Here is a 10,896-nt window from a genome sequence, read left to right as displayed (position 1 = left end):
CGCCGATGGATACGCTGGCCGAGGTCAAGGCGCGGGTGGGCGAGCGCTGCCAGCTGTTCGTCGACAGCGGCTTTCGCCGTGGAACCGACCTCGTCAAGGCCCTGGCGCTGGGCGCCGACGCCGTATGGCTCGGTCGCGCCACGCTCTATGGCCTGGCCGCCGGCGGGCAAGCCGGCGTCACCCACGCCCTCGGCTTGCTGGAAAAGGAGATGGCCTCCACCCTCGGCCTGCTGGGGTTCACGAACTTGAACGAGCTGGATGAGCGGTGTCTTCGGCAGATGTCATGAGGTGATGGCGTTTCAAGCGACAACGCCGGATACTAGACGCGCACCGCCCCCCGCACGAGGAGTCCTCGATGAACCACCGTCTCGTCACCGCTTGCGCCCTCTTCGCCCTTGCCGCGACCCCGGCCTGGGCCGAGTGCTCGCGCGAGCTTGTCAGCTACAATTTTCCCGCCCAGCGCCTGGACGAGGCCCTTCAAGCCCTGACCGAGCGCACGGGCTGCGTCATCGAGGCGGACACGGCCCTCGTAGGTGAACGTCAGGCACCGACACTCGCGGGCACCTATCGCCCGGAAGAGGCTCTCTGGGCGCTGCTGAAGGCGTCCGGGCTCGAGGGCTACCCCACCGACGAGGGGCTCGAGGTATCCCAGCGCGAACAGGCCTGGGTCAGGGAGCATACCGAAGCACTGCGGGCGCGCCTCGCCTCGCGCCCGGAACTGGACGAGGCCAAGCGCGACGCCTATCTATACGAACTCGACGAACTGGAGCGCAGCGTTCAAGAGCTTGCCCGCCAGCAAGGCTTCATCAGCGCCGCGGAGCGTGCAAGCTACCAGCGCAGTATTGAAGAGGTGACTCGGCAGTTGGAGAAGGCGCAAGACGCCGACAGCGACGCACGGAAACCACTCAATAGAGCCGCGCCTTGATCAGCGGTTTCAACAGGTAGCTCAAGAGCGAGCGCTCGCCGGTCTGGATGTCCACGTCGGCGCGCATGCCCGGGCGAATGGGCAGGGTTTCGCCATGGCGCTGCAGGTGCGTCTCGTCGGTGACGATCAGCACCTCGTAGAAGGCCTCGGTGCCGCGCGGGGTCTGCTCCTCGATGGTGTCTTCGCTGATCTGCTCGACCTGGCCCTTGAGATCGCCGTAGATGGTGTAGTCGTAGGCGGTGATCTTGACGCTGGCCGGCATGCCCGGGGCGATGAACGCCACGTCCTGGGGCTTGATGCGCGCCTCGATCAACAGCCGATCCTCGATCGGGGTGATCTCCATGATCGGCTCGCCGGACTGGATGACGCCACCCAGCGTGGTCACCAGGATGTCGTTGACCCGTCCGCGTACCGGCGAGAGGATTTCGGTACGATTGAGCTGGTCGCGACGCTGCATCACGATCTGCTCGAGGGTGGCGAGCTCTGCCTTCTTGGTGGCAAGCTCGGTATAGGCATCCTGAACGTAGGTATTGCGCAGCTCCGCCAGGCGTCCGGCGAGCCCGGCGATGGTCTGGCTCAGCTTGAGCGCTTCCATCTCGCTCACCGAGCGGCTCTGCACGAGGGGCTCGACCAGCGCCAGTTGACGCCGGGCCAGGGCGATCTCCTCGTTCATCGAGCCCTGCGCCTCGCGCAGCCGCCCGCGCCGGGCGTTGAACAAAGCCTGTTCCGAGGCCGCCAGCCCCCCGTCGGGGTCGATGCCCTCGGGGAACTCGATCTCCGCCTGCTCCAGCACTTCGGCTTCCAGGCGTGCGATGGCCGCGCGCAGCACCTCGATCTGGCTCGAGGTCTCCAGGAAGGCGCTGCGAAAGCGCGTATCGTCCAGGCGCACCACCGGCTGGCCAATCTCGACCCGATCGCCCCGCCCCACCAGAAGCTCCGCTATGATGCCGCCTTCGAAGCTCTGGATCGTCTGTAACCGCGTGAACGGCACCACCTTGCCTTCACCCTTGGTCACTTCGTTGATGCTGGCCCAGGCCGCCCAGGCAACGAAGGCGACGAAGGCCAGCACGCTGACCCACAGAATGACGTGGCTGCGGCGAGGGGTCAGCGCCAGCCGCGGGTCCTCGAGCTCGCGACGAATCGTTTCACTGGGCGTCATGGCGGCGCACTCCCTGGGGTTTTCGGGCGGGTACCTTCACCTGGTTGCCGTTCACCACGCCCTCCACCGGCCCATCCATCACCAGCTTGCCGTCACTGAGCACCACGGCGCGCTGGGTCAGCGACAAGAGCGTCGACTTGTGGGTGGAGAGCACCAGCGTGCGTTGTTCGAGCCAGTCGCTCAAGGACTGGATGACGCGGCGTTCGCTGGTCTGATCAAACGCCGCGGTCGGCTCGTCGAGCAGCACGATGCGCGGGTCCTGGAGCAGCAGCCTGGCCAGCCCCACCGCCTGGCGCTGGCCGCCGGAGAGACTGCGACTGCCCTGAAGGGGCAGGTCGAGCCCTTGGGGGTGGCGCCCCACGAAGCTGCCGAGGCCGACCGACTCGAGGGTTTCCAGCAGCGTCTCGTCGCTGTGCGCCTGACCGTCGAGCAGCAGGTTCTCGCGCAGCGTGCCGTAGAACAACGCAATATCCTGCGGCAGGTAGCCAATGGCGCGGCGCTTGTCGGCGGGTTCGAGCTGGGTGATGTTGACCCCGTCGAGCAGGATTTCGCCGCTGTCGGTGTCACCGAGCCCCGCCAGCAGGCGCAAGAGGCTCGACTTGCCGGCGCCGTTGCCGCCCAGCAGCGCAATACGCTCACCGGCGGTGATGCTCAGGCGTTCGATATTGAGCGCCACCGGGCCATCCTGCTGATAGCTCAGCTTCACGTCGCTGAGCTCGTAGGTGCCCGCAAGGCTCGCCTTGTGAACGAAGGTGCGCCCTTCCGGGCGTTCGACCGGCGCCTTCATCACGTCGTCGAGGCCTTCCAGCGCCACCTTGGTGTGCTGCCAGCGGGCAAGGATGCCGGCCACCTGGCTCATCGGCGCGATGGTGCGTGAGGCGAGGATGGTGCAGGCGATCAAGGCCCCGACGGTCAGTGCCCCGGCGCTGATCTGGTAGACCCCGACGATCACCACGCCGATATAGCAAAGCTGCTGCACGAAGGCGGCGCCGAAGCTCAGCATCGAGCTCAGCGAGCGCAGCCGAACGCCGGCATCGGCCAGCTGCGCCGAGAGCGAGTCCCACATCCTGAGGTGGCGGCCTTCGGCACGCGTGGTCTTGACGGTTTCGAGGTTTTCCAGGGTTTCCAGCACCACGCCCTGGCGGATGGCCCCTTCGCGCAGGTTCTGACGCGCAAGTGCTGCAAGGCGCGGCTGGGCCAGAATTCCCGGCAGCACCATCAGCACTACCGCCGCCAGCGGCACCCAGGCAATGGGCCCGCCGATGTAGGCGATCACGGCGATGAACAGCGCGACGAAGGGCAGATCGCTGATCGCGCCGATGGTCGAGGAGGTGAAGAACTCGCGCACCGACTCGAACTCGCGAAGCTGGCTGCTGAAGGCGCCGGTGGAGCCGGGCTTGGCGGAGAGGCGCAGCTGCATGACCTGCTCGAAGAGCCGCGAGGAGAGACTCAGGTCGAGGCGCTTGCCGGTGGTATCGATCAGCCGGGCGCGCAGTACCCGCAGCGCGAACTCGAAGGTGGCGGCCAGGGCAACGCCGCTGGCCAGGATCCACAGCGTGTCGAGCGCATCGTTCGGCACCACGCGATCGTAGACCTGCATGGCGAAGATGGCGGTGCCGATCGCCAGCAGGTTGGCCATCAAGGCCGCGACCCCCACCTCCATGTAGGTCTTCCACTGTCGGCGTATCGGCCCCTTGAGCCAGTGTTCGCGCTGGGTGCGGGCGAAGCCGCCGGCGCGGTCATCGCCGCGATACTCACGACGGGCCACCACGGCCACGCCCGAATAGCGCGCCGTGAGCGCATCAAAGGTCAGGCGCTCCTCGCCACCGCCGGTTTCCGGCACCAGGATGACCACTTCGTCGCCGCGTCGCTCGACGAGCAGGCACACCGAGCCGCTGTCGAGCAGCAGCAGCGCCGGCAGAAGGCCCTCGCAAAGTCGCGCCGGCGAGAGCTCGACCACCCGGCCGGTCATGCCTGCCCGCCTGAGCGAACGTGGCACTAGCGAGAGCGGCAGCCGCCCCTGCTCGAGCGCGAAACCATCGGTGAGTTCGACGCTGGCCGTGGGCCTACCCAACTGGCGACACAGCAGCGCCAGGCCCTCGTTGAACGCATCGTCGGGAGAGTGAACGCTAGGGCGCGGCATGACGGGTCCTTATGAGATGCTCCATCTCGTCTCGCGTCGATATCATCAACGGGTGAAGAAGGCCCAGCTGGGCCGCGGCGCGGTACTGCAGGCGCGCCTGCTCGGTCTCGAGTTCCACCAGCTGCCGCTCGGCCTCGAAGGCGTCGCGCTGCAGGCTCAAGAGATCGAAGACGTCGCGCAGGCCGATGGCGAACTGCTCCTCGTACACCTCGACCACGCTCGCCGCGTTGCCAAGCTGGGCCTCGAGAGCCTCGCGGCGCCAGCCGAGCGCCTCGACGTTCTCGATCAACGAGCCGAGCGTTCGCCCAACGTCACGCCTCGCCACCTCCACTCCCCAGCGCGCCGCTTCGAGCCGCTGCTGGGCGGACTCGGTACGGCGAAAATTGGAGAGCCCCTGAAAGGTGTCCATGCGCAGCCGCAGCGCCACCACGGTGTCGTCTTCCATGGTGCCGCCGATTTCACGCCGCAGCATCGACCCCTCCAGGTTGAGCCGCGGCTTGAGCGCCGCGCGCGCCTCTTGGGTTCCGGCGCGTGCCTGGGCGATGCGCTCCTCGCTCTGGCGAAACTGCGGTGAGTCGAGGATTGCCTCGTCGAGCACCTGAGGCGCCTCACGCAGTATCGCCGTCAGTGCCGGTGGGTCGGGCCAGACCATCGCATCGGGCGCCTCGCCTACCAACCGACGAAACTGAAGCACGGCATCGCGCCGGGCCCCCTCCTCGAGCGCCGCCTGTTCCTGCGCACGCGCGATCTCGAGCGCGGCTCGATCGGTTTCGGTACGGTCGGCATAGCCGACATCGCTACGCGAGCGGGTCAGACGCCCGATGCGCTCGAGCGCCTCGATATGGCGCTCGACCACCGCTTCGCGTCGGCGGGCATTCGCCACATCCAGGTAGACCTCGGCGATATCCAGCGCCGCCTCTTCGGAAACGAGGTTCAGTTCCTGCTCGAACTGGCGCTCGACCGCAGAGGCGCCGTCCACCTGGCTTCTGACCCGCCCCCAGTCGTAGAGCGTCTGGCTGGCGGTCAGGTCGTAGCCGAAGTTGCTCGTCGATAAACCCTCAGGCCCGGCGGAGAGCCCGACCGTGGGCCAGTAGCCGTCACGGGCGATCTCCACCTCCGTTCGCGCCTCGAGGAGCTCCTGCTCGGCGCGGGCCACCAGCGGGTTGATCTCGAGTCCGCGTCGTACCGCCTCGTCGAGGGTAATGGCCAACCCCGTCATCGGCATGAGCCCAAGCCCCACCAGAGCGTATCGCCAGCGTCGTCCTCCCTGTTGCTTGAAAGCGTTGGCAAGCGCCGCCTCGAGACGCTTGCCGCCGTGCTGCGTGATATCTCTCGTTACCTGGATCAAGTCACCTCCACCACGCTGATTCCCTGCTCGATGAACAGCACGGCCCCCTGGTTGACGTACTCGTTGAAGACCACGCCATCCACCGTCTGCGTCGCTGTTCGCGTCCAGTTGCCACCGGCCAGGTCGACACGGTCCTGGCTGTCACCGGTGACCTGTAGAACGTTATCATCATCGGTCAGCTCGACAAGGGCACTTCTATTCAACGTTAGTCGATTGGCACCGTTGCCCTTGCCGAGCGCGATGCGTTCGATATTGTTGATATCGCCTACGGTCGTGCTGGTGAGGTTGAGGTTGATACCGGCCCCCAGCGCCACGATGTCGAAGCCGTCCCCGCCGTCGATGCTGGCGAACTGGTTATTGCGCAACACGATGACGTCGTCGCCGTCGCCGGTATTGATGACGTCTCGCCCGCCCACGCTGATCACCACGTCGTTGCCGTCATCGGTGGTGAAGACCTGATCCCGTGCGCTGCCCTGCACGAGGTCGGCGCGATCGCTGCCATCGTAGAACGAGCGCGTGACCGGCAGCGCATGGTTGCTTCCGAGTACCCCGCCAATCACCCCTCCCAGCGTCGAGGTGATGGCCCCCACCGGATTGGTGAAGACCGACTGCGCCGATCCGAAATGGACCACTTCGGTCGTGCTGTGCGAACCATCGCTGCGTACGGCAGTGAAGCCGACGTTCACTCCCTCGCTTCCCACCAGTAGCGATGTTGCGCTATTGAGCAGGTTGCTCAGCACCGTCGTGCCCACCGAGAACGTGCCGTTCGCATTGACGTTGATGGTACTGCTGCGCAGCGACGAGAAGAGATCGTCCTGATAGACATCCAGCCGAATCGTCTGGGCACCGACCGCACTGCCTTCCAGGAAGGAGGCCAGCAGGCCCACTAGCGGTGGCGTACGAATCGAAAGACCGGTAGGTGCCGCCACCGGGGTCGGCACGCTGACGGTCTCGGTGGTGTCACCGCCCACCACGGCGCGAATCTGGCTACCGGCGGCAGCGGGCTGGTTGAGGACTAGTCGCCACTCACCCTCCTCGTTCACCCGGGTGTTGTAGGTGGTGCTGCCGACCTGTACGGCCACCGCGACCCCCGCTTCGCCGCCGCCGCTGATGATGTAGCCGGCGGTCTGGTTGATGGTGGGCACGAAATCCAGTGCGATGCCCTGGTTGACCGCGAGCGTCGTGTCACCCAGTTGAATCAGGCGATAGGTCACGCCATCGATGACCGTCGTGCCCGCCGAGGCCGCGGCACCGGAGATGACCAGGCTGTTGCTGGCGCCCCCCAGGATCTGAAGCGTGTCGCCCTCCCCGGCGAGCGCGCTGGCAGTGGCGGCATTCAGCTGCACGGTACTGCCCGTGCTGCCGAGGTTGATCCGCTGGATGTTGCTCATGCGGGCGAAGTCCGCCAGATCCAGGGTCTGGCGCCCTTCGACGAGCAGGGTGTTGAAACCCGCACCTCCATCGATGCTGGCGAAGGCATCGCTTCTCAGCACGATGAGATCGTTACCCCCCAGCGCCTGGACCGATTGACCGGCGCCGACGATGAGCACGTCCGCCTGTTCGGTACCGTTGATGACGGTCTCGCGAACGGCACCGAAGGTCAGCGAGGCCAGCGCGTTGCCCAGCAGCGCCACCTCCGTGGTGCCCACGACCCCCTGCGGCGAGGTGTACTCGAGAGTCAGGGTGGCCCCACGCCCGGTGAGAAGCCCGGCCACTCCGCCCAGCAAGTTGAACGTGCTGACCGCCGAGGTGAGTGCCGCGCCCAGGTTGAGTGAAAGCGCACCTCCCGGGCCACTCGTCACCGGAACGTTCACCGTGCCGAGCCCCCCGACGTCCAGGGTGGCGGTGAGCTCGCTGCCCGCCGGCAACACGATGTTGGTCAACGCCGCCACGGCCCCGGAGCCGCCTACCACCAGATTGGTGATCGGGCTCAAGTCGAGCGTGGAAAGGGGTACCGGCAGTAGATCCACCAGGTTGACCGTGACCGGGGCGAAGCTTCGGTTGCCCTGAGCGTCCGTGGCCACCGCCGTGACCGAGGCACGCAGCAGATCGTTCAGGCTGAAGTTCAGGCGCGGATTGGCCAGAAGATCGATGGCGAAAGCGCCGTTGTTATCGAAGCCGACGGTAACGGTCTGGGTCACTCCGCCCAGCCGCACGGTGACCGCGACCGAAGCCCCCGGATCGGTCACGCCGACCAGCGATCCGGTGAAATCGACTAGCGAAACGACCGGCCCCAGCAGGTTGACATCGGTCAAGGTGACGATGTCGCTCTCGTTGCCGGCACGATCATAGCTTGAAAGCTGCAGATCGAGGCTTCGAAGATCGAGCAGCCCCTCAAGGTCATTGCCCAACAGTTGCTGCAGGTTGAGCGCCAGCACGAACAGGTTGAGCACGTACTGGCCACTGGCGTTCTGGGTCAGCAGCCCCGGGTAGTCCCGAGTATCGAGTACGCGCAGCGTATCCGTCTCGTCCTCGATGCGCAGGCGAATGCCTTCACCGGGGTTGAGCAGGGTATCGATCAGGATACCGTTGCCCGCCACCTCGGTACCGTCGGCCACCGCGCGGCCCGGCGGCACGGTATCGAGCACGAAATCGACCTCCTGGGAAAGCGCGCTGCCCCCGATGCTTACCCGCGCGCCGGCGGGCTGGAAGGTATACTCCGTGGCGATGTCCAGCGGGAACCGCGCATAGCCGTTGGCCACGTCCGTGGCGGTCAAGGCGTAGGTGAGCGTGGCGATGGTGCTACCGACCGCCAGGCCGCCGCCGGCGCGGGCGAAGACGTTCAGCGTGACGACGTCCCCCGCCGCGACGGGCAGGCCACCGAAGCCGACCTGCACCTCGGCGCCCACTGCCTCGAGTCCGTTGATCCAGCCATCTTCCGAGGCCGCGATCGACAGTACGGGCTGCAAGATGGTGATTGGAAGGGTCGGGCTCACGCCGCCGACGCCCGGGTTTCCGGCGAGATCGGTAAAGCTTCCACTGGGCAGGGAGATCGAGGCCGAACTCGCCAGGCCATCGGGCCGGAACGTGGCGGTCCAGGTGGCGCCGCCGTTGAGGCTTACCAGGTTGGTCAGCCGTCCGCCGGTCACGGCGAAGTCGTCCAGGGTGAGGCCGGTGACCGCTTCGCTGAAGGCGAAGGTCACGGTGGTGCTCTCCGCCGAGGTCAGGGGCCGCGCGCCGATGGCAAAGGTGACCGAGTTCAACGTGGGCGGATCGATGTCCACGGTGATGCCGCCGATGCTGGCCGGACTGCCGAGGTTACCCGCAAGATCGGTGTAGCTGCCACCGGGTAGCGCGATGCTGGCCTGGCCGGAGGCGGTACCGGGCTGGAAGCTGGCGGTCCAGGTGATGCCGTTGGAGGTGCTCAGGTCGACGAGGCTGCCCCCGGTGACCTGCACGTCGCTCAGCGTGAAGTCCGTCACCGCCTCGCTGAAGATAAAGGTGACCAGCGCCGTCTCGCCACCGCCGATCAGCGTATCGGAAATGGTGATGGTGGCGCTCGGGCGAACCGTATCCAGCAGTACCTGGACCGGCGCCGACTGCCCCGGGTTTCCGGCTTCGTTGACGACCCGCGCCGTTAGCTCGAGGTTGCCGTTGTCGAGATCGCGCAGGAACGCCGCCGGCGCCCTGACGCTCCAGGTGCCTGCCTGTACCGTTCCTTCGAAGGAGGCGCCGCCAATGAAGAGCGTGACCGTCGACCCGTCAGCGGCGCCCTCGACGGTACCGGTGACCTGAAGCCCATTGGCGATGTTCTGCGCATTGATGACGTTGTCACCGGTCACCGGATCGATGGTGATGGTGGGTGTGGCCAGATTGACCGCATAGCCCACGCTCGTTTCGATGGTGCCGACGTTGCCCGCGACGTCCCGAGCCAGCAGCTCGAAGGCCACTACCGGCGGTACGGCGCTGGCAAGCAGGCTGCCCAGTACCGTGACGCTGAAGGCGCCTCCGGCTCCCACGTTGACGCTGTAGTCGGCCCCATTAACCGTGACGTTGAGCACATCCCCGGAGCGATACTCGCCTTCGACGCGCCCGGAGATCTCGACGCTGCGTCCCGCCTCCACCAGGTTGATGACGTTGTCCGCGGTGATCGGGTTGACCCGGATCGCCGTGGTCGTGGCATCCGGCGCCGTGGTATCGAGCTCGAAGCCGATGGCGTTGGAAACCGCGGAGCGGTTACCGGCACCGTCGACGATGGCGGCAGAGACACTGTAGCGGCCGTCCGGGTAAGTCGACGCCAGGTCCACCACGATCATGCCCGCCGCGATGTCCTCTGCGGTCAGCAGATAATCGAACTCCAGTCGCGTACCGCCGCTCAGGGTGACGGTCAGGATATCTCCCGCCTGAGTGCCTTCGGTCAGCATGACCCCGAGCTCGATCCCGCCCTGGGCCGCCTCGGCATTGATGAAGCCGCGTACCAGCTCCGGCAGCGCGATGTAGGGCGCATCCGACCCCGCATCGCCACCGGGGCTGGTCACATCAACGGTGACCGGGGCAAGCGCACTGTCGGGTCCTTCGTTGCCCGCCAGGTCGAACTGGCGCGCCAGCACCTGGCCTTCGGCGTAGACGCCTTCGGGCAGCAGGAAACTGGCCCCGCTACCCACTTGCCAGGTGGTACCGCCATCGAGGCTGAACTCCCAGCGTGCGCCCTCTTCCAGTTCACCGACCCGCACGGTACCGTCGCTGGTCACCCCGTCAACGGTGCCGGTATCGGTGACCAGCGTCAGGGTGAGCGCGGCGGGGGGGGGCCGGGCCCCCGTGACCGACGCCAGGGGTTGAGTGCCGCTGGTCAGGCCGTCCAGGCTCTGGCGAACCTGCACCTGCCCGGCGGGATAGACGCCTTCCGGCAGAAGGAAACTCGCGCCTGTACCGGTTTGCCAGTTGGCACCGCCATCCAGGCTGAACTCCCAGACAGCACCCGGAACCAGCCCTCCGACGTCGACGGTGCCGTCGCTGGTGATGCCGTCCGCCTCCCCGGTATCCACCGCGAGGCTCAAGGTCGGCGTGGCCGGGGCGTCCGGCTCTTCCGGTGGTGTGATGGTGAGATCGACCGTGATCGGCCCGAACGTTCCCTCCGGACTCTGATTACCCGCCGCGTCCGTCTGGCGAACCCGTATATCCCCGTCTGCGTAGACTCTTTCAGGCAGGACCAAGGTACCGTTCTGACCCGGGAGCCAGCTTTGCCCCCCGTCCAGGCTGAACTCCCAGCTCGCCCCCGGCTCCAGCCCCACCAGGCGCAAGGTGCCATCGGCGGTGGGGCCGTCGCCCGTGACCCCCGGGTCGTTGACCACTACCAGCGTCGGGGGGGGGGGGGGCCGGGG

At 66.7% G+C, this 10,896-nt stretch carries 6 protein-coding genes; 2 read left to right on the top strand and 4 right to left on the bottom strand.

Going from position 1 to position 10,896, the window contains the following annotated elements:
* Both BIS11_RS04015 and BIS11_RS04010 read left to right on the top strand, forming a co-directional pair.
* Positions 1-287 (top strand): alpha-hydroxy-acid oxidizing protein (locus tag BIS11_RS04015; protein ID WP_253585754.1); only part of this gene is annotated, 287 nt, incomplete at its 5' end.
* 68 nt (positions 288-355) lie between these two features.
* On the top strand, positions 356-925 hold the full coding sequence (locus BIS11_RS04010; RefSeq protein ID WP_253422357.1) for a hypothetical protein: 570 nt from the start codon (positions 356-358) through the stop codon (positions 923-925).
* On the opposite strand, the gene BIS11_RS04005 is transcribed toward BIS11_RS04010, so the two are convergent.
* Genes BIS11_RS04005 through BIS11_RS03990 form a run of 4 tightly spaced genes read right to left on the bottom strand, consistent with a single transcriptional unit; the run spans position 906 to position 10,866 of the window.
* Entirely contained in the window at positions 906-2,084 is a 1,179-nt protein-coding gene (locus tag BIS11_RS04005; protein ID WP_253422355.1) for an HlyD family efflux transporter periplasmic adaptor subunit, read from the bottom strand. The genes BIS11_RS04010 and BIS11_RS04005 overlap by 20 nt on opposite strands.
* Complete coding sequence (locus BIS11_RS04000) at positions 2,071-4,227, bottom strand: type I secretion system permease/ATPase (RefSeq protein ID WP_253422353.1); 2,157 nt, start codon at positions 4,225-4,227, stop codon at positions 2,071-2,073. The genes BIS11_RS04005 and BIS11_RS04000 overlap by 14 nt, the downstream gene beginning before the upstream one ends.
* Positions 4,214-5,575 (bottom strand): TolC family protein, encoded by a 1,362-nt coding sequence (locus BIS11_RS03995; protein ID WP_253422351.1) that lies wholly within the window; start codon positions 5,573-5,575, stop codon positions 4,214-4,216. The genes BIS11_RS04000 and BIS11_RS03995 overlap by 14 nt, the downstream gene beginning before the upstream one ends.
* A complete protein-coding gene (locus BIS11_RS03990) occupies positions 5,572-10,866 on the bottom strand; it encodes an Ig-like domain-containing protein (protein ID WP_253585753.1) in 5,295 nt (1,764 codons plus the stop codon). The genes BIS11_RS03995 and BIS11_RS03990 overlap by 4 nt, the downstream gene beginning before the upstream one ends.
* Between the last annotated feature and the right edge of the window lie 30 nt (positions 10,867-10,896).

The organism is Halomonas sp. 707D4, from assembly GCF_024158685.1.
In the GTDB taxonomy this organism is placed as follows: domain Bacteria; phylum Pseudomonadota; class Gammaproteobacteria; order Pseudomonadales; family Halomonadaceae; genus Vreelandella.
The sequence above is the reverse complement of the archived record's forward strand: the minus strand, read 5'-3'. Positions and strand labels throughout refer to the sequence as shown.

Coding starts and splice junctions, on each gene's coding strand:
- BIS11_RS04010 (WP_253422357.1), top strand. CDS start 356: ATGAACCACCGTCTCGTCACCGCTTGCGCCCTCTTCGCCCTTGCCGCG.
- BIS11_RS04005 (WP_253422355.1), bottom strand. CDS start 2,084: ATGACGCCCAGTGAAACGATTCGTCGCGAGCTCGAGGACCCGCGGCTG.
- BIS11_RS04000 (WP_253422353.1), bottom strand. CDS start 4,227: ATGCCGCGCCCTAGCGTTCACTCTCCCGACGATGCGTTCAACGAGGGC.